Genomic DNA, 24,973 nt, shown 5'->3' with positions numbered 1-24,973 from the left:
TTAACAAAAGTACGATTGTATCGTGTTTCGGCAATAGAAAATCAGTCGAATTAATTCAGCGGTCAAAAGATGTCCGTGACTCTCCTTCCTTATCAGTGAATCCGAGGTGCGCCAGGTCGAAATGACTTCCGGCACAATGGCACCCAAAGAAATCTCCGCCGGATCCACAAAACGCTTGTACATATCCACCGGATACGCCACCTTCGCCGTCTTTTTCAATAAATATGCCGCCGCCTTCGAATTCAGTGAATAGCCATAAGCGCCATAAACGGATTTAATCAGAGGTTCCCCCACTCCGTTCTTTATAGTTGATCGTTTCAAACTCGCATAGCCATTCCAGGCTCCCCAGAAAAACAGATCGTATTTTTCTGCTGTTTCAGACTTTAAAAATTCTGGTTTAAGGATTCGACTATCGGACTCTAACACTAAAAAATGCTCAACCGTATCCTCTTTTACGATTTGCGCCCAGATCTTCCGGTGGCTTAAAATCACCCCTATTTCTGTAGGCAATAAAGCTTTGCCAGTCCTCGCACGCGATTTCTCGACCATAGCCTCTAAAAAAGGCACATGAGTTCTGGATGGAAATACTGGCTCCACCAATTCTAAAGCCGGTAAAACTGCACGCAATGCCTCTATATGCGATTGACGCTCCGTTTCATGCTCCGCAAAAAGGACAAAGGCGCGCTTAAACATACCTAAACTGATTAAACGTGCTATAAGAACCGGACGCTAAGGCGTCAGGCGTAAAGAAGTCTAGCTTTCCACCATCAGGGTATAAAATATAATGAGGCTTAGAACACAGGTATGCTATGTGTAGAGGCAAGGAATCAGCCGCATAGATGTAATCCGCAGATTGGACTAGGTCGATTAATTCTTCGAAGTTTTTGTAATCTTTCCCGAAGCGAACTATGCGTCCTGGAATTTGCGCCAAAACACTTGAAGGAATTTCTCTTTTCTTTAATCGCGCATCTGGGAAGATCAAAATGTTTCGCTTTTTTTCGCTGAGAGCATGTGAAGCTAAGCCATAAGCCTCATACACCGGCTTCCCCGTTTCGAAAAGAGCTTGAAAAGAATGGCCACTAAAGAAATTCAACAAACCTAACCGGGCGCTTTGCTCCACGAAATCCGAAAAACCAGGATTCGCGCGAGTATATTTTTTGATTTTCGACAATTGACAAAACGTGTCAATACCTAAAAAGTCCTTGTTCGTAAAGAGGTTTAATTGCGAACCTGTGATGCCGAAATCTACAAACTCGATTGAACATGGTGAAATACACCTAAGGGACAGCAACGCATCATATAATGGTTTCAAATGCAAGGACGCAACGATCTGGTCCGATGTGGGCAGGGCTTGCACCGCTATCGCAAAATCTCCGTAAGCGCGCAATAGAAACACCCGACGCATTATTTATCAGTATAAAGGTAGAGGCAAAGGAAAATGGCCGCGAAAATACCCGCGATAAAACCAACCAAACCTAAGAAAAGATAGGACTTGCGGTCATCCATCAAAGGGTATTTAGGCACATCTAATAATTGAATCACCGGCGTCTGGGAAACCAGCGCGATGCGACTCATCTCTAAGTTCTTCGTTACTTCCGCATAGATACTGAAGACAATAGATTTATCTCGAGAACTCACTTCCGCAGGAACGGACATCGACTTAAAGGCCACGTTAGGATCTAGAATCTGGAAGGAGGCCGCATTATAGGATTTAGCATTCAGCACACGTAATAATGAATCACCTCTTGCCTGTAAACGCTTCACGTTGGCTAATGCGCTGCTCGTTTTCACGTTCACGTAATAAGTCGTCGTCTCTTTCAGTAAACGCTCCGCAAAGTTCTTTGAGAACACTTGGTTCTGAGATACCGTGACGATTTTAAAGATGGAGCCCTTCTTGTTCATGCGATCCACTGACACGTTCTTCTTTGCGATTTGATCGTACATTACATACAATACCGAATCTTGATACACCGTATTAGCTACTGTAGGAGAAGCAAATGAAACCGGAGCCGGTAGCTTTTCTCCCATCCCAGAAAACTCTAAATATAAATCCGCTAGAGTCTTACCAGAATTACCCGAAATAGGCGTCAATAATACTTTTTCAATTATGACACGGGACTTGATGATGTCCAGGATATTATCACCGGTAAATAGACTCGAACCACTACCTAAACTCCCTAGGTCTAAACCTACTTGAGAAGCAATCCCCGCTAGGCCTCCCCCCGTCGCTGATTTCTCCTCTAAAATAAAGGTAGTAGAAGCCTCGTAGGCAGGCTTTTGTAAAGCACGGTAGATAAGTGGCAAGACTAAACCTAAAAACCCGCACAACGCAATTAACTTGCTTTGTGAGCGCAGATAGCTAAAGAATCGTTTAACCGATTCAATGACATCCCCTAGAACGATAGTCTTTTTATCTGCCATTATTTTACCGTGTTAATTAATGCGATGATTAAACCACCTAAAGAAGCTAAACCAGTTCCCATCGCGATGTATTCTGGCGTAGAAATCGGTTTCTTGTCTTTCTTCGCTGGAACATAAACTTCTGCACCCGGCTCAAGGATAGGATAGAAGCGGAAGAATAAGAAATGTTTTGTCGTTTTGATTTCACCGTTAGGGCGCACCATATAGGCATAGCGACGTGAGGCATTTGGCGCAAACCAACCTGATTCTAAGATCAAGCGGCGGAAACCTAAACCGCTGTGGTAGGCCACTTGGCGAGGTACATTCACTGCCCCAAAAGTCTGCACCGTCTGCGTTAACTTAGGCACCTTGATTACATCGCCCTCCTCTAAAATGATATCGTATAGTGACCCTGGCTTCTCCATCGCTTCAGCAAGACGAATGCCCACTGGCTTTTGGTCCACTAATAATCCATTCACATTCGAAGCAATTTTCGCCGTATCCGACGGGGCAAAAGAATTATTAGAACTACGTTTCGATTGATTAGAAATCGTATTAATCTTCGAAGAGAACAAAGCCTCATCCGTCGCTGTTTGGTTCGCACGCGTTTTGCGTAATAAAATCGCACCCGTTGCATAGCCTGTTTGTTTCAATCCACCAGCACGCGATATGATATCTGAAAGTCGCTCTTTGTTACCTGCCAACGTATAATTACCCGGATAAAGCACCTCTCCCTCCACAGAAACACTAATTTGCGAACGGTAGGTAGGGGATTTACGCACGGAAACAATGTCAAAAGGCTGCAAAACAAAATTCAAATCTTGCGGCAAAGATGAACCTAAATCAATCGTTAGAATAATAGAATAAGCTGTCGTATCAGAAGTTGATTTAGACGAAAGACGACGCGAAACCTCGATGCGAGAACGAGACGCCCCCTCTTTAAATCCATCCGCTAACAGGATTAAATCCTGAACACGCATATTATCCGCAAAGGCAAAAGTCGCCTGACGATTCACCTCGCCATTAATGGTCACCGAATAGTTCTCCCGCAAGGCCGTAAGCGAATAAATGTAAATCTTATCCTCCCGCTGCAAGCGAATTTCTGTTTTCCCAGCCAGCACATCCTTCACATTAAAATGCAACATCGCCGGCGTTAAATCAGGATTCAAACGACTTAATAGTGCACGATCCGTCGATGCATTTTCCTTCACACGCACGGCCAGTAATAAGTCTTTCAAGTTCGAAAACTCATTCAAGCCATATTCCCCTGGGTAATAAACCGCGCCATCGATGGTCGTACGATTTGTATAAGTGTTGGCCAAAGCATCCACCACCAACGTATCCCCCGAATGCAAATTAAATGCCGCAAGCGCCTCTGCTTTTACTGATTGAATTTCAAAACCATTCGCCCCCATGCGCTTCACACGAACGCGCTCCTTAAAAGCGCCATCCGCAAAACCACCCGCATATCGTAAGATATCCGCCGCATTTTCTCCCTTCTTCAAGTCAAACAAGGCGTTCTTCTTCGCTGCACCCGATACAGCCACGCGAGACTCGTAGGTCCCCACGCGAATCACATCGTCGTCTTGCAGAATTCTATTCTTCGATAAATCTCCCTTTAATAGGAAGTCGTATAAATCTAAAGTCGTTATCGTCTTGCCATTACGCACTAATTCAATCTTACGGAAAGAACCTAAGTCCGATGGCCCTCCTGATGCATATAAGGCATTCATCAAGGTAGAAAGTGAGGAAACAGAATAGTTACCCGGCTTCTTCACCTCTCCCACCAAGGTCACTCGAATCGAGCGTAATTGCCCTAATGAAACCATCACCTTCGTGCTTCCTCCCGCAATGGTGGTATAGATTTTAGCTGCTGATTCCCGAATACGAACTTGGGCCTCCTCGATGGTTAAACCACTCACTTTAATAGGCCCAAGGTTAGGGAAACGGATATAACCTTCTGTACTCACCTTTAGCTTTTTCGTACTCTCGCTTAAGCCATAAATGTCTACAATTAACTCATCTTCCACGCCTATCACGTAATTACGCGGAGTAGAAATAGTCAAATTTGGTTCAAAGCTTAGGTTTTGGTTTTCGAAAATCTCTGCTCCGAAAACGCGCAAACTAGAAGGCGAAGAAGTAGGTCCTGTGATTTCGATTTTCTTACGAGGAACGGTGATTTCATCCTTCGTTTTGGTCTTGTAGGCATTCTGCGATACCCCTGTTAAAGGATCTAATGAAGCAATGCGTCGATTCAAGACAATGATTTGATCTGCAGGAACTCCTTTTTGTTTTAAAACTTGTTCTACTTCCTCGGGGGACATACCCTGTAACTGGTAGCGCACCATAATCTGCGCTAATTGCTGATCGCTGATGTTATTGATGTCCACGGGAATCTCCTGGGCAAACGCGGGAATAGCCAGAATCAATAATATAAGTAGGCGTAATGCTTTCATCTCTGTTTTATTTAGGTCAAGTCCGAAGACAAAAAACCAGTCTATAAAATTACTATTTTATTTTATAAGATGATTGATAATTTATTGAGTGGAGGATAAAAACAAAAAAAGCCCGCCATCAGCGAGCTTCTTTCTAATTAAATTCATCACCGCAGGGGATTCCAACTTTATTCTTTGTTCTTTATGCTCTATGCTTTTCCTCTTTACTCTATACTCTCTTATCTATTATCTCCTCTCTATACTCTCTTATCTCTACTCTAGAAAGAATTACCCTAGTAATTCTTTCAAATTCACCGTCTTAAAAAACACATAAATCAACGACGCAAACACCCCCACAAACATAAACCCAATCGTAATCAAACTGCGCTTAGGCCCATCTTTCTGAACCGCTACCTGAGCCGGCTCTAGGACCTTAAATACCGGAGTCTCCCGGTGTAATTTTACTTTCGACTCTTCATATTGTCCACTAATCGTCGTGTACAAGTTATAGGCCATATCAACCTCGTATTGCAATTTCTTTTCACGGTCTTTCGCCACATTCATAAAAAGATTCATATTTTGATCACGGTAAGCACTCAAGGTAAATAAAGCCTGGTCATAACGCGCGCGCGACTCAGAAAGACGCTTTTCTAAAAAAGACAATTCTTGTCTAGCCTTCTGAGTACGGTAATCCGTCACATACTTTGTTAAGTAATGTTGTATTAAAGAAGTAATATTAGCCGCTGCAACTGGATTCGTTAATTTAGTCGTTAACGAAATGACCCCTGATTTCTTATCAATCTCTAAGACAACAGAAGCTCTCAGTTTTTTGATCGCTAACCGCTCCTTCTTATTTAACTTGATTAAATCAGTAGATAACGCGCCAGAAGGCACTTTATCTAATTTTACATCGGAAACTTCATCATCAGATGGATCTCCACCTAAATCTAGCGGAGCCGTATCTTGTTTTTCAGACAAGAAGTCCAAAACCGTTTGCCACTTCTTGTGCTTTGTACTATAGATTTTCGCTTTTAAAACCTCTTGTAAAAGAGGTGCACTTTGTACGATATTCGGATATAAATCAGGACGTATGGCCTCCGCTCCTGAAGAACTACCCCCTAAATCTACTCCAGCTAATCCAGCAAGGGATTTTAATCCTCCCATACCACCTGCGCCACCAGATTTAGAATCTAATTCCGGTAAAAGTTTCGCGTTCGAACTATATTCATTCGGTTGTGTTAATGAATAAATAGCCCCTAAAGCCGCAAACAATACAGCACAAGTAGCGATTAAGATTCGATAGGACTTTAGCGTTCGAAATATCTCACCAAAATTGATCGAAATTTCCCCGTTATCTTCTATTTGTTTATTTTCTATGTTAGACATGGAGATTATTTAGTCAAATTGTTAATCAAAGTGGTCAAGGTAAGCGCCACGGAAACTAAAGCTGACGATAGACCTACCGCCTCAGCCGTCGTCAAACCTTTCTTCATGTTCGTAGGGAATTCTGGAACAACAATTTCTGATCCAGGAACCACCTTCGGGTTAACGCGGAAGAAAAAAACACGTCTTCGCTTCGTAGAAATTCCATTAGGCGCCTTCACGTACACATTTTTCTTGTCAGCATAGTCAGTAAACCCACCCGCTCCGTCTAAGTAGTCCTGAAGTGAATACCCTTCTACGAAAGCAATGGCAATCGGGTTCTGAACCCCTCCAGATAACTTCACAGTTTCTAAAATACGCGGAATGACTAGGCGGTCATTCTCCATTAAGAGTAGGTTGTTTTTCGAATTCGGATTTTTTAGAACTTCAGAAAGTTTTACCCCCACTACTGTCGAATCACGGTACAAGATAGCTCCGTCTAAATAGCCCTCTGGCTTCAATCCCCCCGCCTCAAAAATCAAGTCAGAGATCTTTTGATCATCTTTCGGAATGGCATAGCGACCTGGGAAATTGACTAGCCCTTCGATTGTTACACTTCTTTGTACTTCATAATTCGGTGATCGACGAATTGAAATAATATCAAATGGTTTTATTTCGAATTGACTTGCTACGTTGCTAATATTCAAGCTACCATCTATATCAAAAGTCTTCACTTGAATTTTCTCCTTAGTCGCCTCATCATTTCCATGAGTAATAATGCGGCGAGATAATTCAATTTTTGCAAAACTTGCTGCTTCCTTGAACCCCTTAGCTAACAATATTAAATCAGCCACTTTCATTCCAGCTCGGAATTCAAAAATACCAGGCTTGTTCACCTCTCCATAAATACTTACGCGCTGGTTCTCACGTAAAGAATCCAAGGAGTACACCGTTAATGAATCTTCTCGGTGCAAAGCAATGTCAGCAAGCTCACCTCTCAACACTTTCCCTAGATCAAATGAGATCATTTCTGGATCGTAATTCTCTTTTCTGCGGGAGATCGTAGCCCGATTTAGGAAGGCATTTTCTCGTGGCCCTTCCGCACGCTTGATTAAATCCTTCACTGTAGTTAACCCATTTTCGATCGCGAAAACACCTGGTCTAAATACCGCTCCCGTTACGGTCACTCGGTTTTCATAACGTTCAATTATTTTACCCACTGAAATCGAATCTCCATTTTGTGGTTGAAAAGTCGCCACCTCATCTTGCGTGATGTTCAATAATTTTAATTCGCGTGACGTATTTCTTCGCACATTTAACGAATAGGTATAGGCCTTATCTGTAAAACCTCCCGCATAGCGTAAGATGTCCTTTAAGGTTTCGCCTTTTATCGCTTCGAAAACCATCGGGCGTCTAACCTCCCCTGCTAATTCCACATGGGAATCAAAATCACCAATACGAATAATATCTTGGTCTTTTAATTGAATATTGTCTTTTTGATCTGCCTTTAACAGGAAATCATATAAGTCTAGCGTGCGAACCACTTTATTATTTCTAATCACGCGAATACTACGATAAGATCCATTTTCGTTTGGCCCTCCTGCTAAATACAATGCGTTGAATACTGTTGCCAAAGAAGAGATGGTGTATGATCCCGGGTTCTCCACTTCCCCTACCAGGGTCACTTTAATACTACGCACATTACCTAAGGTAATAATTGCTGAAGAGCCACTTCCTGGGCGATTTAGCCCTTGGTATAATTGCCTTAAACGACTTATAATGCGCGCGGAAGCCGCTTCTACATTCAAGCCATTCACATAAATAGGGCTCAAATTCAGGATCTTCACCGTTCCTTCCGTACTAACCGTGACTTTATAATTGTCCATTACTTCGCCAAAAATATCGATATTCAACTCATCGTCGGGCCCCAAGGTATAGTTGACCGGAGTGGCAATGCGAAGATCTGGTTCAAAATTTAATTTTTTGTTGTTAAATAAATTGGAACCATAAATGAGTTTATTAGGCCGTTTAGTAGAATCAACCAATTCCTCTTCTTCCATTTCAACATCTTCCGTATCCTCATCATCTGAATTCTTTACTCCTTTTTTTGAACTTAATTTACCAGAAACACTTCTTTTTGATGAGGTTTTACCTTTCGAAGTAGACGTCTTTTCCTTGGTCTTGCTATCACCCAATTGAGTCAAACGGCTACGCATTTTTGCGATATCAGCCGACGTATAACCTTGTGCTTTCGCTGCTTTTTCTAATTGAGCTTCTGTCATACCACTGGATTGGGCACGCTCGAAGAAGGTAGCAATTTCTTCATCACTCAGATCTTCCACTTTACGTTTTGCTTGCGAGAAGGCAGCGTGAACTAGTACAAGGAAGAAAAGGGTCAGAAGAATTCGACTGAATAATTTCATACTAAAATATTATGGTACGTATATAGATAAACAAATTTAACTAAAATTTAGCAGAAGAGATGCTATGGCGGCAATGGGAAAAAGTTTTTTTATTTAATGGTAATCTTTTAAAAAAAAGCCCACTTACAAGTGAGCTTTCAATATATACAATTAATTTTTATCACCCCTCAATCCCCCTAAACTCCTCCATCGTCGCATGTCCATCAGCACTTATCCCTTTCCGCTGAACAACATTCAAAAATGTCATCCACAAGATTTTCAAATCTAATGAGAATGATACCTTTTCAACATATTCCACGTCTAGTTTAAATTTATCTTCCCAGCTTATGGCATTGCGCCCATTTACTTGTGCCCAACCTGTTATACCTGGTCTTACATTGTGACGTCTTGTTTGTTCCGGGGTATAGCGTGTTAAATATTGAGTTAATAATGGCCTTGGGCCAACTAAACTCATATCTCCCTTAATAACATTAACCAATTGAAGTAATTCATCAATTGACAATCCTCTAACGATTTTACCTATTCTAGTAAGTCTAACTTCATCCGGCAAAAGACTTCCATTGATATCTCTGCCATCATGCATAGTCTTAAATTTTAATATTGTAAAAGGCGTACTTTGATACCCCGGTCTCACTTGAAAAAACAATGCATCTCCTTTATTTACAATCAATAATAAGATGAAACAAATTATTATTACAGGCGAAAATATGACTAACAAAATTAATGAAGCGATGAAGTCTAGTAACCGCTTAATATATTTCTTATACATTTTCTATTTTTGATATTTGTCAAAAATAATATCCAAACTCTCAAAGATCCGATCAAACTCTTCCTCTGTTAAGTTAGACCCACTAGGTAAACACAACCCATCCTCAAATAGCTTGTCTGATACTCCATTAATATAGCTTTTACAATTAGCGAAAATTGGCTGTTGATGCATAGGCTTCCAAAGTGGCCTAGATTCAATATTTTGTGCTTCCAATGTTAATCTTATAATTTCTCTTGTCAATCCATTGTTAAGTTTAGGGTCTACAAGAATACAAGTTAGCCAACAATTAGAGTAATAGCCATGTGGCTCTTCTTGGAATTTTATGTTAAATCCGTTTTCATTCAACCGGGTAAAATATGAAACATATCGCTTATAATTTAATCTTCTTGCCTCAACTCGTTCATTTAAAACTTCTAATTGACCTATTCCTATTCCCGCTAACACATTTGACATTCGATAATTATACCCAATATGTGAATGCTGGTAATGGGGAGCTGAGTCTCTTGCTTGAGTAGCAAGGAAACGGGCCTTTTCAATCATTTCTGCATTCCCAGATAATAAAGCACCTCCACCAGATGTTGTAATAATTTTATTCCCATTGAAACTTAACACACCAAACTCCCCAAAACTTCCACAAGGTTTATTATCTATATTAGAGCCTAATGCCTCTGCAGCATCTTCAATTACAGGAACCCCATATTCATTTGCAATTGAAAGTATTTCAACCATTTTTGCAGGCATCCCATATAAATGAACAGGAATGATAGCCTTTGGTAGTTTTCCATTCTGTTTTGCTTCTTCTAATGCAACTTTTAATAATAAGGGATCCATATTCCAGGTATCACTTTCAGAATCAATAAAAACAGGCCTAGCTCCTAGGTAAACGATAGGATTTGCAGAGGCAGAAAAAGTAAATGATTGACAAAATACAGTGTCCCCTGACTTAACACCCAATAAAATTAAAGCTAAATGAATTGCAGAAGTCCCTGATGACAATGCTGCCGCATGGTTAGATTTCGTTTGAACTTGAAGACCTACTTCAAAAGCATTTACATGAGGACCTAGAGGAGCAATCCAATTAGTTGCGAATGCCTCATTTACATATTGAAGTTCACTAATCCCAATATGTGGAGATGAAAGCCAAATTTTATTAGCTTGCTTGAGCATTAAAATATTTTTTTAGCAGGATTACCAACATAAGTACCAGGCTGTTTTATACTTCTAAAAACAACACTTCCAGCTCCAATAAATGTATTAGCAGGAATCTTTACACCAGGCAAAATTGTTGCCCCAGTCCCTATTGTTACCATTTCACCTATTTCACAGTTTCCTCCAATATCGACATTCGCCATGATATTTACATAATCCATTATTAATACATCGTGTCCTATTTGACTTCCATTATTAATAAAAACACTTTTACCAATTTTTACATCGCAGGAAATAACACAATTAGGAAATGTCACTAAACAAGGAGATAATTTTGTATTTTGTCCAATCAATGTAGAAGGATGAATAAAACCAAAAATATTTTTATTCAAACCTTCTAACAAATTGAATATTTGGTATCGTACTTCCAATTTTGAAATTGTAATTATAAAATTATTATACTTTTCGATAACCCCTGATTCAAGTTTACCTACAATATTAGGGTAATTATTAAATCCTGAGAGTTTTAGATTATCATCATCAATAAATCCTTCAACATTGTAGTTACTAGAAAATTCTGTTGATTGAATAATCCAACTATAGAACTCTCTTCCAAGTCCCCCTGCACCTATTAAAATAATATTTCTATTGTATTGAATATCCACCATCTATAATTAAACTTTGCCCAGTCATCCATCTTGATACATCTGATAATAAATATTCAACTAATGGAACAATATCGGCAACCTCACCAATTCCTAAAGGATGCATACCAATAATTGAATCAATATTATTTTGCTCAATTTGAGAAAATAATCTTTGTGTCATTGGAGTATTTACCACCCCAGGTAAAATAGCATTAACCCTAATTTTTCGCTTTGACAATTCTAAAGCAGAGGCTTTAACAACACCAAGTAAAGCAGCCTTTGTCGCACAATAACCAACTTTCCCTACTTGACCAAGAACTCCCATTACAGATGAAAAGATTACTGCACTAGAATTATCATTGCTATATTTTTTTTTAGAAAAAATACGAAGTAACTCAATAGTTGTAAAAACATTGATTTTGAAAATTTTCTCTACTTTTTCTGAACTATATATTGTTAATGGAATAGTTTCTTCAATACCTGCACAATGTACTAATCCATCCAATTTGCCATGAGCTATCGTAAAATTATTAATCTGAAATTCGATATGTTCTAAATCAGTTAAATCAAATGGAACCATTTTTAATGACCCGTTACCAAATTTTTTAATTAATCTATCTGCTTTAGATATATCTCTACAAATACCTAAAACTGAATTCCCCTTTTCTAATAGTTTCTCACAAGTCGCTAATCCAATCCCAGAATTAGCACCAGTCACAATATAATTTTTTTTCATAATAAATTAATGTTGAGAAATATATTGATTGTAAGCTTTTTGAAACTCACAAACACGCTCTTCTTCATCACTTAATTCACCGGTGAAATGTGAATGATTTACGCCAAATTGCACTTTTTCGCAGATTTCCTTGTCTTCATTAAAAACATTACGATTAAAATCAATTAGAGAGTCTCTGTACATATTTTTTATAGCAGAATTACTATTTGATTCATTCTCAGATGCTGTAAGAAAAACAAAACTTTTAAATATAGAATTAGATTCATTCAGTGGGCTAATTAATGAAATGTTGAAACTGATCCCATAAGTAGTAGAAATCAAAAGATTTGGAAACACCAAAATGTGTTTGTAACCACCAATTTTAAATGGTCTATTCTGAAATGGTCTATGAATTTTTTCTTGCACACCTTCATTTTCACTAAGTTTAAGATTTGCATTCCAAACTGAATGATTATTAAAAAATTGAAAATTCAAACCGTTTGCCCCCAATCTCATAAATGAATTTGTGTGAATCAAGTTTACATGGTAGCTTTCAAGAGTATTTTCAACCAAAATCTTCCAATTTGCCTGAATTTTCATTTCATTATAATCTACTTGTTCCCCTAATGAATTGCTAATTTTTTCAATTTCAGCAAAAAATCCAGAACCTAGATATTCATATAAGGAATCCGATGAATCTGATAGGTTAATGAAGACAAAATTTCCACAATATTCTATCTTATATTGCTTTAGTTTTAAACACTCCAAATCGCCTTCTGAAAAATCAAAAAGAGGCTTTTTAGGTATCCCTTTGGGAATTCCATTCTCATTATATGACCACCCATGATAAGGACACATCAACTGTCTATTCCCGAATGCTTCAGTTTGTAATAATGAGTGTCTATGTGAGCATATATTTTTAAATGCTTTAATTGTTCCCTTAACATTTTGAACAACTATCGGAATACCAGCAATAGATAGCGATATAAAATCGTTCGTATTTTTGAAGTCACTTAAATTACCTATATAATTCCAACACTTTTCAAAAATATATAAATTTTCAGAATCGAAAATCTCTTTTGAACAATAAAATTGAGGTGGAATAATCGCTTTCATAGTTAGTACTCTAAAATTGGCAAAATTTTGGTATGCGACAAATCAGTAACACAGTTTCCCCAATTTAAACCCGAACCATATCCACTAAATAATACATTTTTAGTAGAATGAAAATTGTTATAAAAACTACATATCAACAAGGGGATAGAAACGCCACTGGTATTTCCAAATTTATCAATATTCATTAAAATTTTCTCGGGCAATAGCCCTAGTTTAGTCGCTATTTGCTTTATAATAAATTTATTGGATTGATGAAACAAAAAGAAATCCAAACTTTCAATGTCAATAGAGCTTTTTTCAAGTAATAAACTAATACTTGGAGCTATTTCTCTTAATGTAAAATCGAATACTTTACTACCATCCATCCTAAGATTTACTTTCGAACTAATATTCTTTTTCTCATCTTCAATTTTATCTAGAGAATTTATACTGTAGGGATTTCTAAACCCACCGTCTTCAATAATAATCGAATCGAAATTATTGCCATCACTAAAAAAATTAAAATAACTCTTATGTGTTTGAACTGAATGGCCCAAAACTACAGCGCTAGCGCCATCCCCAAACAATAAAGAAGTTGTTCTGTCAGAAGTTGATAAAATTTTAGAAAGTGTTTCACCTACAATAAGTAAAACTTTTTCATCTTGTTCAAGGGTTTTTAAAATTGAGAAGCCTAAACTTAATCCTTGAATAAAACCAGCACACCCGGCATTAACATCCACACATAAAATATCAGAATTTAGATTCAGTCTGGATTGCAATATATTTGAAGTAAATGGAATTTTATAATCGGGAGTTTGGCTTAAAAATATAAGAGCTTTAATTTTACTTTTAGAATATTTTTGTTCATTCAATAAGTTAAAAGCAGCTTCAAACCCTAGATCGCATGCAGTAGTTTTATTATCAGCCCATCTACGTTCAAAAATACCAACAGTTTTTTCAAATAATTTTAATTCTTTGGGATCAAGAATTTGGCTGAAATAACTATTATGGACAATATCTCTTGGGACACAAGATCCTACTGATTCAATAAAAACATTATCAAAAACTTGATCCATTATAAAAACTTCTCTTGTCCGATTATATCCAACAGCGAATTTATGGAATTCATTTCATTCAAATCATCAGCATTTAATGTGACTCCAAAATTATCCAATACAAAACCTATTAATACCATAGCCAAAACAGAATCCCACTCATCTAATTCTTTAAGATTGGTTTCCAAATTAATTTCACACTCTAACTCTAATTCATCTTTAAGATTACCCAGAAATTGCTTCTTATCCATAATTATAAAATTTATAGTTTACCATTTATTTTTATTACGCCACCTGACCAAGATAACCCAACACCAAATCCGACTAACATTATAGTTTGATCTAAATCATTATTGGATTGACTATATCTTTTTAATGCTATTGGTATTGTATTTGAAACAGTATTGCCACCATCATATAAATCAATAAAAAATTTATGAGGCTCAATTTTTAATTTTTTTCGTATACTATTTAACATAAATGAATTCGCCTGATGAAGAATGAATTGGTCTATTTCGTTAATATTTAATGAATTAGCATCTAATAACTTATTAACAAATCCGGGTATTACAGAATTAGTAAAACTAAATATTTCAGGACCATTCATGTACAAATTGTTGTCAGTATACTTATTATCTGTTCCATAAATCTTTTCAATAGGAAATACTTCATGTTTGAACTTACCTGCACCGTTTTTAATAATTAAATTATCATATCCGCTGCCATCAGAACCAAATTGGAATTCATTTAAAAAATCACCCTCACAATAAGAAACTAAAGTAGAAGTTGCAGCATCCCCAAAAATAGCTCGATTAGACTTATCCCCAATATTAAGATATTTAGAATAGGTTTCTGCTGTTACAACAAGAACATTCTTAGCCTGCCCTGAATTAATCAAAGCTTTAGCCATACTAAGACCATAAGTATACCCAGAACATCCTAAATTAAAATCAAAAGCACCTACATTTTTAGACAAATTTAACTTATTCTGTAATATACAAGCGGTAGTGGGCAAAATATATTCAGGACTCTGGGTACAATACAACACAAAGTCAATAATTGACTTATCAAACCGATCAAATAATAGAAGAGAGGATTTAATTGCTAAATCCAAAGCTGTTTCAGATCCCGAAACTACATAACGATTCTTGATCCCAATCTTATCTTCAAATTTCGAAAAATCATAATTAGGAAATTCTAATTGCAAATCTGAATTAGAGATACAATTATCAGGAAAAACATATTCTATACCAACAATCCTACATCCCATATAACAAAAGTGAATAGACAAATTATAGGAATAGTTAAAATAACTAGATCCTAAAATTAATTATATTTTAATTATAAACTACTTTATACAAAAGTTCAACATTAGATAACGAAAAATTACTTTCAGCTAATAATTTTGAATTAACCTTTAATTTAAAGTATAAATCTGGTTCAAAATTTAATCTTTCGATATATTCAAAAAAATCAATAGTGCCAATATAATTATGCCCCACCTTAAAATCAGAAACCAAATTATATAACTCAGTACCAGGCTCAGAAAAACATAATACAGGTAATGATCGATGCAAATAAGAAAAAGTTTTACTCGGAATTGAAAAACTTCCCATCCCTCTGTCCAATGCAACAATACCAAAATACGAAATAGATAGTAGATAACTCAATTCTTCATCGGACAAATAATCGAGAACTAAAGCATTAATGATTCTTTTATCTTTTATAAACCGCACAATACTTTTTTTCTTTTCGCCATAACCCACAAAAAGAAAAAAGAGATCTTGTGATTTAGTATTCTTTTGAAAGTCAAGCATTTCAAACATGGAATTAAAGTTATGAGTAATTCCAAAATTACCTGTGTAAATAAATACTCTTTTACCTTTTAAAAAACTATACTTTAAGTGATAAAAATTATAATCAATAATTGCAGTTTCACTTTGAGACCAAACAGGTATAACGATAGATTTATTAGAAGATTTTAAATATTTGTCAACTTCTACTTTAAGCGATTCTGTGATTGTTATTATTCCATCAAATCTATTTAAATAAATACCATTTAAATACTTCCAAAACTTAACAAAAAGATTATTACCAAATTTATATTGAATGACATTAGGGTATAAATCGTAAATCAAAAAATATGAATCAAAGGAGCAAATAGAACTCGTTAAGAATAAAAATGGAGGATTTGAAGTTATTAACAGCTTTTTATTAACTCCTCTAAATTTCAACAATATCAAAAAACAACCAATAGTAAAAAAAAACCATGAATAAAACCGCGTAATTAAATTCCTTTTGTTATAACTAATTAATCTAAAAACCCTAACATTTAAATCGTCTAACTCACTAAGAGAATTTCTACCAGTAATTACGATTATTTTTTTATTTTTTGATAAAAAATACTTTATAATATCAATACCTAACTTACCAATAGACTGATTTACAAAAATCATAATAAATTATTATATATATCAAGAGTTTTAAGAGCAGTTTTTTCCCAACTAAATCTTTTAACATTATCAAGACCTAATTGAATATATTTTAAATTATTTTGCTCAGTTAATAAAAATTTAATAGCCTCTTTAACTGAACCCTGGCAGGGATCATCTAACAAAATAGCGGAATTATTTGAAACTTCAGGAATAGATGAAGAATTGGTTGATATAACTGGACAGCCACTAGCCATAGCCTCCAATATAGGAATCCCAAAGCCTTCATAAATAGACGGATACAACAAACATATAGCGTTTTGGTAGTATATAGAAAGCTCTTCTGAAGAAATATTCAACTTGTGCTCAAATCTATTTTTTAAATTACGATTTAATAAAACATATTCTTCCTTCGAGAATTGCCCTCCACCTATTATAATTAAATTAACATCATTCAACCCAGCAAGAGCCTTAACACAAATATCAAAGTTTTTATGTTTTGACCGCATTCCAACAAAAATTACATAGGGTCTATTAAACTTATCACTTAATTTAAATTCTGAAGATACTTTAAACTCTTTCGAATGAGATAAGTGAGTAACATAAACATTTTGTTCATTAAATTTTGGATAGAATTCTAAAAAATCAGCTTTAGTGCTTTCGGAAATACAAATAACACTGTGAGCATTTGAAATTGCGTGATTTTTTTGAAATTTGTGAACAGACTTTTTAAAAAGATTACTCTCAAATTTTTCATAAAGAAAGTCGTAAACAGAAACTACATTTATAAAATTTTTTTCCTTTGAAATTCTATAATAACTCGAATGTAGAATTGCAGATTGATTATTTATCTTAAAGTCTATGTCACGATATTGCTCTAGAACTCTTCTATCTAATATCTCATCAATTAAATCTGATTGAGATTCGTTGTTGTAACCTATGACTTTTAACTTTTTATCATCTATATGGCGAATGTTTTTAATCACATTTTTAAAATACATAGAAATTCCACCGAACTTCTGTAAAGAAAATATAATACCGTCTACAACTACCATTACTATAAATATTTATTCTTTTTTTTACAATCAACTAATTTCTCAATTAACAAATCTGTTTTAACTTTAGCTTGCCAATTTAACTCAGAATATGCTTTACTAGGATTCGCTCTACCGATACTAATGTCGTTAGGTCTTAATAAATCACTATTAATAACAACATATTTTTCCCAATCTAAATCATATAATTCGAATGACTTTTTAACAAAATATTCCAAACTCATTGTTTCGCCAGTAGCAATTATATAATCGCTAGGAATTTCAGATTGTAACATAAGCCACATGGCCTCAACATATTCAGGTGCCCAACCCCAATCTCTTGAAACATTCAAATTGCCTAAATAAAGTTTGTCTAATTTTTTTTGAGATATCAAATCAATAGAATCAATAATCTTTTTGGTAACAAATCGTTCATTTCTAAGTGGCGACTCATGATTAAATAGGATACCCGTTGAAGCAAATAAACCATATGATTCCCTATAATTCAGAACCTCCCAAAAGGAAGTAGCTTTAGCAATTCCATAAGGACTCTTAGGATGAAATGGCGAATTCTCGTCTACCGGCTTATTAGAATTCCCAAAAACTTCACTAGAACCCGCATTATAAAATTTACAGGGAAGCTCTAAAAACTTAATTGCTTCTAAAATATTAATTGTCGCAATTACTATGCTTTCAAAAGTCTCAACAGGCTGGTCAAATGAAAGCGCAACTGATGATTGACCAGACAAATTATATATCTCATCAGGCTTTATAAGTTTAATTGCCTGAATTACACTTCTAAAGTCTATTAATGAAACTGAAATAAATTTAATTCTACCTTCTATTCCAAAATTAGAAAAATGTAATAATTTGCTATTTGATGGATCTCTAGAAGCACCAAAAACGTCATAATTCTTTAATAATAACAAATTAGACAAATACAATCCATCTTGCCCTGTACAACCAAAAATCAAGGCTTTCTTCTTTTTCAACATTTAAATAAATTAAAATTTATTATATAAATCTATAAACTGATTTGAAACAAATTGCGTAGAAAATCTAGAAATATTAGATAACCCTAACTTTGTTATCCGTTTCCTGCAAGATTCATCATTAATAATACGAGAATAAAATAAAGCAATAGCAGAGTAATCCAAAGGATCAACTAAGCAATCATCTGGCAAACCAGAAATTTCTTTAATTACAGGAATATTACTTGTAATAACAGGTAATCCAATATATTGAGCCTCAATTATTGGCAATCCAAAACCTTCATATGTTGATACAAATGAAAGTAAGTCAGCATCAAGATATTCTTCAATAATCTCATTATCTGTTAAATTACTAACATTAGAATAGTGAATATTAAAATCATTTAAAATGTCCAAGATAAAATCATCAATTTTCCCCACTATCCTTAAATGACAATTTATACTTTTCAAAGCTAAAATTGTATTGTATAAATTTTTATTTTCTGACGTCCCAATATGTAAAATTTTAGGAAAATTACTGTTAAACGTTCTAGTATGACTATTAAAATACTCAGATGGAATAGTAATTGGATTGTAAATTACTTGAACTTTATGTTCTGCAAATGGAAATAAATCAATAAGCTCATTTTTTATCTGATTCGATATGACAGTTATTTGTCTAACTTTAATAATAGGCAAATAATACCAAAATAAGTAATAAATGAGAAACATAACTCCTGATGATCTCCTTAAAATCACAAAATCATGAATAGTTAAAATAGTCTTACTACCATTCATTAATAAAGCTAAATAATGAATATCTCCGGATATATGATTGACTCTACCCTGATTAACCGAACCTTCAAAAATATTATAAATCCTCTTAAAAAAACCCTGAGAATGAAATCGACTTACGAAAATATCAATATCAACATTACTATTAACATTATCATAGATTAACTTAAAAACTCTTTCAATACTAAAATTACCAGTATAATAACTCTTTCTTATAAATAAAACTACCTTATTCATTAAACTTGTAACTATTTGAATACTGATTTAATACAAAAGCTAAACAAGCATAAATCAATAAATTATTTGGAGTTAAGCCTTGAGCATCAGCAGAGAAAAAAAACAATACACCACAAAATACAGAAAAAGATGAAAGATTATATTTGATCAATAAAATTCCGATTAAGAAAAAGAATAAAACTAAAGAACTAAGGCCAAAAAATCCAAATGCTAAAAAAAACGAAAAAAATACTGAATCCCTAGAAGCGAAACCTGTTACGTCGTTAATATCAATTAAATGTCTCAAAAATTTTGTTGGACCAAACAGAAAGGAAAAAAAATCTTCTCCATTAAGATTTGTAAAAAATAATTCTTTATAATTTAAAATACGACCGGATGAAAAATCATCTAAAAACTCCATTAGGTTAACCGGCAAATTAATAAAAAAGAAAAAAGAAAAGGGAACAAACAATAATACTATTAATAATAAACTCTTTATTGTTATGCTATTAAATATTTTAAACAAAAGAAATGTTAAAACTGAAATATTAAACGCAATAAACAAATTAGAAGACTGAGCTAAAAATAATAATACAGAAAAGCATAAGTAGGTTATAAAGTAAAACAAATTAATATACTTTAAACTATTAATACTATGATGTAAGATTAAAATAAAGAAAGAAAAACTTGAAATAATTATACTCGAACTTTGTACAGGGTGAATAAACCCAAAATGAACTCGAGGCCGACCATAAAATGTGGTAGCATCAAAACCAAACTTAAGTAAACCTACACTTAAAAAAATTGACGAAACAAATGAAGTACCAAAATACCAAAAATAAAATTCTGAAGGTTTCAAAGTCGCCAAAAAAATTAATCCTAAAAAGGATACAAGCACAGGCAAATAAACAATAACACCTAAATTTAGATTAAAGATTAAAGTTATAAATATTGGGATAATTAAAAATGAAAAAATAAATAATAATAAAAACCTATTTACCGTAGTTTTTAAAACCTTATTGAATATAAATAAACCAATAAAAAGAGGATAAATTGTACGAATAACCCTGTTAAAAAAATTTAATTCAAAATCAACACCAGGGATTTGAGTAACTGGCGATATCCAATAATATGAAGATAAACAACCAATTAAAAATAACAAATAATATTTATTGAACTTCAATATTAAATATTTTATATAATATCTCTAAAGTCATTAATCCAATTTTTAAATACCAAAAACACAGATAAAACCCACACACATCCAGATAAAGCAAATTTTATATAAAATGAATCTATCAGGTTATTATTAAACATAATGAAAGAAAAAAATAATAAAATAAATGATACTAATACAACTTTTAAAACACCTAATAATAAGATATTAATTGAAAAAAAATTAGCTGATGAATTAATGAAAAAAAGCATACTGAAAATTGTTGATAGAGCTAAACATAAAACACCCATTTCTAAATTAAAAAATTTAGTTATAAAAAATAGGCCAATTATACCAACTATAAAATTTATCAATGTGGCCCTTAGATAGGAATTATAATCACTAAATATTAAGGAAAAGGATTGAGATAAACCTAAAAATAACATACCAAAAGAATATATAAGTCCAAACCTAACAATCTTTAATGATACTCTCGAATCTCCCAAAATTAAAGATATAATTTCATCAGATTTATATAAAAATAGAAACAGTAATGGCATTAAATATCCAAGCCATAAAAATAAATACTTGGTGCAAATTAATTTTTTATTGATCAGCACACCTTCGTTAGATATTTTATTGTAGAGAAGAGGTAACATAAAATTAGTAAAAAATCCTTCTGCAGCACTTAAAATGGAGTTTCCTAAATTAAAACCAGCAATATATAATCCCAATAATTTTTTTGATACAAATGGTTCTACCACATAACGATTACCAGTACTAGTACCCCAATTAAAAAATGCAGAAGTGTTAAGTGATTTATTTGATTCAAAAATTAAATATGTGTTTTTTTTAAATAAATTGTTATTAAACAATAAATCTGATGCAAACCTTAAGTCGAGTTTTAATAAATGGCCCTTAGAGAAAATGTAAAGAGTTCCAACTCCTATTAAACTACCTAACTGAATTAAAAAAAAATAAATCGACCCCTGTTTTAAGATAGGAAAATTATTAGCTCCTAGCACAAATAAAATCTTAAATAAACCATCAATAAACATATATAAACTAAACAAATACCTATTTCTTAGTATCCCAACTGCATTAAAAAGTGCACTAAATAAACTTGTTATAGAAAAACAAACAACACCAATTGAATAAAAAAATAGTCCTATAAAAGTTATCCAGCCCAATAAGTACGAAATGATTAGAATTATTAAAAAAGCTAACAAATAAATAAACGTAAGAGGCTGTAGATATCTAAATATATTTAATGTGAGTTTTTTTTCTTTTAACCAATACCAAGTCTCTTTACCAATTAAATTTAAAATTGGTCCCGAGATTACCACTAAAATAAAAGACTGAATACCATTAATCAAACTATATTCTGCAAACTCATTTAGATTAATAGATCTAAAAACGAGTATGTAAAGACCAAAGTTTAACAATAATGCAGTAAACCTTCCAATGCTACTAACAATTAGTTCTATATTATTATATGTGTTCAATTATCCTAAAAATTGATTTAAAATGTTATTAGCAATTGCCTTAGTAGTATTATTATTTACCCATTTAATAGAATTATATTGAAGAGACAAATATTCTTCATCAGAGATACTGTATACTTTAGTAATTAAATCATTATAATCTTTATAAATCACGCAGTTGGTACTATCAAGCCCATGGGGGGCGCACATATTATGCTTCAAATCCAAATCTTTAAAACACATTACAGCGCCATTTGCAGCGATTTCATAATGTCTTATACAATCCCAGCCGGCACGTTTCGTAGTAATTGCAAACTTAGAAGTTTGTAAGTCATAATAATAATCGCCTTCATTATCAAATACATAACCGGTGGAACTACCTTCGACATTTGCAGCAACTTCGGGATCCACTATATGTCTACCAAATAGTTTGATTTTTTTTACACCAACTTTAATTTTTTCCTCAGGGATTGAAAAATTTATCCTTCGAATATTTTTAGGAAAATTTAATTTATTGAGTAGGAATTTAGGCAACAATAAATAATAAAGATAGTCCAAAGTATCAATATTCAATTCTCTTTTAAAATATAAAAAATTAGTATGCGCTTTCGGCAAAAAATACCACGAAATATGTCTCCAAAAGTTTCCACAATATTTATATAAACTCGGCGTATCTTCACCATCTATAATCAATGTATTCTCAAATGACAACCATGGGTAACATTGAATAAAAAAACCAAATTGACGATGAATTGATGAAAAAATTATTAAATCAAAATAATTATTTTTAACTTTTTCATAAATGTTATTTCTATCTACTTTAATATTTTCTAAAAGACCGTAACATGTAAAACCTAAACCATGTAGTACATTAATATTTTCAAGATCAAATTTATACATCCTTTCCGCCTTGGGAAAATCTACTACTTGACTACCATATAAGGATCTTAAGCCATGAAATAGTGAATCTGATTGATAATCAGAAGTATCCGAAGTGATAAATAAAATTTTCATATTATTATTTATCATAATATTTAACAAGATTACTTGAATTAAACTTTTCTTTACTTAATATTAATTTTAACAAATAGAAATTAAATAATATTTTTAATTTTATGTTTGTTCTATCAGAAAATCGAAAAAATAACAATAAAGAATTATAAAGAATTGAACCAAGAGAAAAAAATACAAGAAAAATAGTAAAAGCAATGATAGAGAAAAAATTAAAATGTTTTTTTAAATAATAAAATTTGCTCTTATAGGACTGAAGTAAAAAATTAATAGACGTATTTGATGTGGTTTGCCCTCCTAAATGAAAAACCTTAGATTCAGCGATTAAGCCAATTTTAAAGCCATTTTTTCTTAATACATAAGACAAATCAAATTCTTCACAATACATATAGAAATTATCATCAATTAAGCCTCCAATCTTTAATAACGAATCCCTTCTGATTAAACAACAAGCTCCTGTAGTAACTTTTACACAATCTTGAAATTTGTTAATTTTATGGACATACAATTTGGCTAATTTTAATAACTTAATTTTTTCCAATAATAATGAAAACAAATTAATATCAAATTGAGACCCGGACTCTTGCTTGGTATTATCAATATTGTAAAGCTGTGGACCAGCAATAGCGAAATTATGATTTGAGTCTAAAAAATTAACTAAACGGTCAATCGATTTCTCTGTAAATAATAAATCATTATTGCACCACAGAATATATTCTGAATTAGAATTTAATATTCCCAAATTAGTAGCTTTACCATAACCCATTTTTTGATTTAAATGAATTACCTTACAGTTAGAATAGTTATTAACTAATTCTTTAAGTTCAATCATATTTGAAAAATTATCAATTACAATTACCTCAAATGAAAAACTTAATTTAGATTCATACAGAGATTTTAAAAAATTAATAATTAAATCATTCTTACCAAGATGAATGACTATTATAGAAATTTTATACTTATAAAAACTCATTATTTTTTCTTTGCCACAATTAATAACTTATCAGATCTATTGATAATTGAAGCAAAAGCTTCAATTAAAACATAAATTGTATTTCTGATGAATCTTTTATAAAAATTTATGGGTTGTCCAGTGTAAATATTTTGATTACATACTATATGTATAGCTTCAAACTGATTTTTATTCAACAATTTCTCCAAGGACTTTGGTTTAAATTGCCAAATATGCCATTGAGGTTGAAATCCACTCCATTTATCTTTCCAAAACTTAACTAATAAACCATTAAAATTAGGTACCTCAAGCATGAGAATACCATCTTTCTTCAAAATCCTATTAATTTCCAACAATATGTCATTTGGTTTAGCTATGTGCTCTAATAATTGGCTACAGGTTACTACATCAAAGAAATTACTTGGAAAATTTGCAGATTCTAAATCTAGGTTGACAATATTCAAATTCAACTCATTTTTTCCATAATTAACAGCGTCTTTATTTAATTCTACACCATATGTATCATAACCCTTTTGTCTTGCTAAATTAATAAAAAAGCCACTACCGCATCCAATATCGAGTACTTTACCATTGGGCTTATATTTGTTTGCATACTTAAACATTTGGGTAAAGAACGATTCCCAAAGTTTTGGGTTCTTATAAGCGTCATTAAATGAAAAATCTTGGTAAATTTCGGCAGTAACATCGTCTTCATAAGGAGGGGGGTCTGTTCTTGATAAACCGCAAATTGTACATGATAAAACATTAAAATTATTTACTTTTCCATTACTAATGTTGTGAAACCTACCGGAATATTCAACATAATGCAATGTATCCCCACATGTAGGACAAAATTGATTTATATTCATAAT

Annotated in this window: 23 protein-coding genes; all 23 read right to left on the bottom strand. The window is 33.3% G+C overall.

Annotated elements, in window-relative coordinates; all coding sequences use genetic code 11:
* Positions 1-693 carry a glycosyltransferase family 25 protein gene (locus tag ACILP5_RS00335; protein WP_395616652.1) on the bottom strand — a complete coding sequence of 231 codons (693 nt, stop codon included), beginning with the start codon at positions 691-693 and terminating at the stop codon, positions 1-3.
* The gene (locus tag ACILP5_RS00330; RefSeq protein ID WP_395616651.1) at positions 686-1,405 is read right to left on the bottom strand and encodes a hypothetical protein; all 720 of its coding nucleotides are present in this window, start codon (positions 1,403-1,405) and stop codon (positions 686-688) included. The genes ACILP5_RS00335 and ACILP5_RS00330 overlap by 8 nt, the downstream gene beginning before the upstream one ends.
* Complete coding sequence (locus ACILP5_RS00325; RefSeq protein ID WP_395616650.1) at positions 1,405-2,421, bottom strand: Wzz/FepE/Etk N-terminal domain-containing protein; 1,017 nt, start codon at positions 2,419-2,421, stop codon at positions 1,405-1,407. The genes ACILP5_RS00330 and ACILP5_RS00325 overlap by 1 nt, the downstream gene beginning before the upstream one ends.
* Positions 2,421-4,856 (bottom strand): SLBB domain-containing protein, encoded by a 2,436-nt coding sequence (locus ACILP5_RS00320; RefSeq protein ID WP_395616649.1) that lies wholly within the window; start codon positions 4,854-4,856, stop codon positions 2,421-2,423. The genes ACILP5_RS00325 and ACILP5_RS00320 overlap by 1 nt, the downstream gene beginning before the upstream one ends.
* A 267-nt stretch (positions 4,857-5,123) precedes the next feature.
* Positions 5,124-6,221 carry a Wzz/FepE/Etk N-terminal domain-containing protein gene (locus ACILP5_RS00315; RefSeq protein WP_395616648.1) on the bottom strand — a complete coding sequence of 366 codons (1,098 nt, stop codon included), beginning with the start codon at positions 6,219-6,221 and terminating at the stop codon, positions 5,124-5,126.
* 5 nt (positions 6,222-6,226) lie between these two features.
* Positions 6,227-8,620: an SLBB domain-containing protein gene (locus tag ACILP5_RS00310; protein WP_395616647.1), complete on the bottom strand. Its 2,394-nt coding sequence runs from the start codon at positions 8,618-8,620 to the stop codon at positions 6,227-6,229.
* A gap of 160 nt (positions 8,621-8,780) precedes the next feature.
* Entirely contained in the window at positions 8,781-9,389 is a 609-nt protein-coding gene (locus tag ACILP5_RS00305) for a sugar transferase (protein WP_395616646.1), read from the bottom strand.
* A 3-nt stretch (positions 9,390-9,392) separates the two neighbouring features.
* Positions 9,393-10,556 (bottom strand): aminotransferase class I/II-fold pyridoxal phosphate-dependent enzyme, encoded by a 1,164-nt coding sequence (locus ACILP5_RS00300; RefSeq protein ID WP_395616645.1) that lies wholly within the window; start codon positions 10,554-10,556, stop codon positions 9,393-9,395.
* Complete coding sequence (locus tag ACILP5_RS00295) at positions 10,556-11,206, bottom strand: NeuD/PglB/VioB family sugar acetyltransferase (protein WP_395616644.1); 651 nt, start codon at positions 11,204-11,206, stop codon at positions 10,556-10,558. The genes ACILP5_RS00300 and ACILP5_RS00295 overlap by 1 nt, the downstream gene beginning before the upstream one ends.
* Entirely contained in the window at positions 11,184-11,921 is a 738-nt protein-coding gene (locus tag ACILP5_RS00290; RefSeq protein WP_395616643.1) for an SDR family NAD(P)-dependent oxidoreductase, read from the bottom strand. The genes ACILP5_RS00295 and ACILP5_RS00290 overlap by 23 nt, the downstream gene beginning before the upstream one ends.
* A gap of 6 nt (positions 11,922-11,927) precedes the next feature.
* On the bottom strand, positions 11,928-13,016 hold the full coding sequence (locus ACILP5_RS00285) for an aromatic ring-hydroxylating dioxygenase subunit alpha (RefSeq protein ID WP_395616642.1): 1,089 nt from the start codon (positions 13,014-13,016) through the stop codon (positions 11,928-11,930).
* Positions 13,017-13,018: 2 nt separating this feature from the next.
* Positions 13,019-14,071, bottom strand: coding sequence for a 3-oxoacyl-ACP synthase III family protein (locus ACILP5_RS00280; protein ID WP_395616641.1), 1,053 nt, complete (start codon positions 14,069-14,071; stop codon positions 13,019-13,021).
* Positions 14,071-14,301 (bottom strand): acyl carrier protein, encoded by a 231-nt coding sequence (locus tag ACILP5_RS00275; RefSeq protein WP_395616640.1) that lies wholly within the window; start codon positions 14,299-14,301, stop codon positions 14,071-14,073. The genes ACILP5_RS00280 and ACILP5_RS00275 overlap by 1 nt, the downstream gene beginning before the upstream one ends.
* Before the next feature lie 11 nt (positions 14,302-14,312).
* On the bottom strand, positions 14,313-15,320 hold the full coding sequence (locus tag ACILP5_RS00270; RefSeq protein WP_395616639.1) for a ketoacyl-ACP synthase III: 1,008 nt from the start codon (positions 15,318-15,320) through the stop codon (positions 14,313-14,315).
* Positions 15,321-15,387: 67 nt separating this feature from the next.
* Complete coding sequence (locus ACILP5_RS00265) at positions 15,388-16,506, bottom strand: hypothetical protein (protein ID WP_395616638.1); 1,119 nt, start codon at positions 16,504-16,506, stop codon at positions 15,388-15,390.
* Positions 16,503-17,537, bottom strand: coding sequence for a glycosyltransferase family 4 protein (locus ACILP5_RS00260; protein ID WP_395616637.1), 1,035 nt, complete (start codon positions 17,535-17,537; stop codon positions 16,503-16,505). The genes ACILP5_RS00265 and ACILP5_RS00260 overlap by 4 nt, the downstream gene beginning before the upstream one ends.
* Positions 17,538-17,539: 2 nt before the next feature.
* Positions 17,540-18,511: a GDP-mannose 4,6-dehydratase gene (locus ACILP5_RS00255; RefSeq protein WP_395616636.1), complete on the bottom strand. Its 972-nt coding sequence runs from the start codon at positions 18,509-18,511 to the stop codon at positions 17,540-17,542.
* Between the two features lie 9 nt (positions 18,512-18,520).
* On the bottom strand, positions 18,521-19,519 hold the full coding sequence (locus ACILP5_RS00250) for a glycosyltransferase (protein ID WP_395616635.1): 999 nt from the start codon (positions 19,517-19,519) through the stop codon (positions 18,521-18,523).
* Positions 19,512-20,681: a hypothetical protein gene (locus tag ACILP5_RS00245; protein WP_395616634.1), complete on the bottom strand. Its 1,170-nt coding sequence runs from the start codon at positions 20,679-20,681 to the stop codon at positions 19,512-19,514. The genes ACILP5_RS00250 and ACILP5_RS00245 overlap by 8 nt, the downstream gene beginning before the upstream one ends.
* Before the next feature lie 11 nt (positions 20,682-20,692).
* Positions 20,693-22,159, bottom strand: coding sequence for a hypothetical protein (locus ACILP5_RS00240; RefSeq protein WP_395616633.1), 1,467 nt, complete (start codon positions 22,157-22,159; stop codon positions 20,693-20,695).
* A complete protein-coding gene (locus ACILP5_RS00235; protein WP_395616632.1) occupies positions 22,160-23,152 on the bottom strand; it encodes a hypothetical protein in 993 nt (330 codons plus the stop codon).
* A 4-nt stretch (positions 23,153-23,156) separates the two neighbouring features.
* The gene (locus tag ACILP5_RS00230) at positions 23,157-24,122 is read right to left on the bottom strand and encodes a glycosyltransferase family 2 protein (RefSeq protein WP_395616631.1); all 966 of its coding nucleotides are present in this window, start codon (positions 24,120-24,122) and stop codon (positions 23,157-23,159) included.
* A complete protein-coding gene (locus ACILP5_RS00225) occupies positions 24,122-24,970 on the bottom strand; it encodes a class I SAM-dependent methyltransferase (protein ID WP_395616630.1) in 849 nt (282 codons plus the stop codon). Before ACILP5_RS00225 ends, ACILP5_RS00230 begins: the two co-directional genes overlap by 1 nt.
* Positions 24,971-24,973: the final 3 nt, after the last annotated feature.

Source organism: Aquirufa sp., assembly GCF_044239315.1.
In the GTDB taxonomy this organism is placed as follows: domain Bacteria; phylum Bacteroidota; class Bacteroidia; order Cytophagales; family Spirosomataceae; genus Aquirufa.
This window is presented reverse-complemented; position numbering and strand designations above follow the sequence as displayed.

What these genes read in the sequence shown, in the direction of transcription:
- ACILP5_RS00285 (WP_395616642.1), bottom strand. Translation starts at nt 13,016, where the DNA reads ATGAAAGCGATTATTCCACCTCAATTTTATTGTTCAAAAGAGATTTTC.
- ACILP5_RS00330 (WP_395616651.1), bottom strand. Translation starts at nt 1,405, where the DNA reads ATGCGTCGGGTGTTTCTATTGCGCGCTTACGGAGATTTTGCGATAGCG.
- ACILP5_RS00295 (WP_395616644.1), bottom strand. Translation starts at nt 11,206, where the DNA reads ATGGTGGATATTCAATACAATAGAAATATTATTTTAATAGGTGCAGGG.
- ACILP5_RS00280 (WP_395616641.1), bottom strand. Translation starts at nt 14,071, where the DNA reads ATGGATCAAGTTTTTGATAATGTTTTTATTGAATCAGTAGGATCTTGT.
- ACILP5_RS00325 (WP_395616650.1), bottom strand. Translation starts at nt 2,421, where the DNA reads ATGGCAGATAAAAAGACTATCGTTCTAGGGGATGTCATTGAATCGGTT.
- ACILP5_RS00270 (WP_395616639.1), bottom strand. Translation starts at nt 15,320, where the DNA reads ATGGGATGTAGGATTGTTGGTATAGAATATGTTTTTCCTGATAATTGT.
- ACILP5_RS00250 (WP_395616635.1), bottom strand. Translation starts at nt 19,519, where the DNA reads ATGAATAAGGTAGTTTTATTTATAAGAAAGAGTTATTATACTGGTAAT.
- ACILP5_RS00300 (WP_395616645.1), bottom strand. Translation starts at nt 10,556, where the DNA reads ATGCTCAAGCAAGCTAATAAAATTTGGCTTTCATCTCCACATATTGGG.
- ACILP5_RS00315 (WP_395616648.1), bottom strand. Translation starts at nt 6,221, where the DNA reads ATGTCTAACATAGAAAATAAACAAATAGAAGATAACGGGGAAATTTCG.
- ACILP5_RS00275 (WP_395616640.1), bottom strand. Translation starts at nt 14,301, where the DNA reads ATGGATAAGAAGCAATTTCTGGGTAATCTTAAAGATGAATTAGAGTTA.
- ACILP5_RS00255 (WP_395616636.1), bottom strand. Translation starts at nt 18,511, where the DNA reads ATGTTGAAAAAGAAGAAAGCCTTGATTTTTGGTTGTACAGGGCAAGAT.
- ACILP5_RS00310 (WP_395616647.1), bottom strand. Translation starts at nt 8,620, where the DNA reads ATGAAATTATTCAGTCGAATTCTTCTGACCCTTTTCTTCCTTGTACTA.
- ACILP5_RS00305 (WP_395616646.1), bottom strand. Translation starts at nt 9,389, where the DNA reads ATGTATAAGAAATATATTAAGCGGTTACTAGACTTCATCGCTTCATTA.
- ACILP5_RS00225 (WP_395616630.1), bottom strand. Translation starts at nt 24,970, where the DNA reads ATGAATATAAATCAATTTTGTCCTACATGTGGGGATACATTGCATTAT.
- ACILP5_RS00265 (WP_395616638.1), bottom strand. Translation starts at nt 16,506, where the DNA reads ATGATTTTTGTAAATCAGTCTATTGGTAAGTTAGGTATTGATATTATA.
- ACILP5_RS00320 (WP_395616649.1), bottom strand. Translation starts at nt 4,856, where the DNA reads ATGAAAGCATTACGCCTACTTATATTATTGATTCTGGCTATTCCCGCG.
- ACILP5_RS00230 (WP_395616631.1), bottom strand. Translation starts at nt 24,122, where the DNA reads ATGAGTTTTTATAAGTATAAAATTTCTATAATAGTCATTCATCTTGGT.
- ACILP5_RS00290 (WP_395616643.1), bottom strand. Translation starts at nt 11,921, where the DNA reads ATGAAAAAAAATTATATTGTGACTGGTGCTAATTCTGGGATTGGATTA.
- ACILP5_RS00335 (WP_395616652.1), bottom strand. Translation starts at nt 693, where the DNA reads ATGTTTAAGCGCGCCTTTGTCCTTTTTGCGGAGCATGAAACGGAGCGT.
- ACILP5_RS00260 (WP_395616637.1), bottom strand. Translation starts at nt 17,537, where the DNA reads ATGGTAGTTGTAGACGGTATTATATTTTCTTTACAGAAGTTCGGTGGA.
- ACILP5_RS00235 (WP_395616632.1), bottom strand. Translation starts at nt 23,152, where the DNA reads ATGAAAATTTTATTTATCACTTCGGATACTTCTGATTATCAATCAGAT.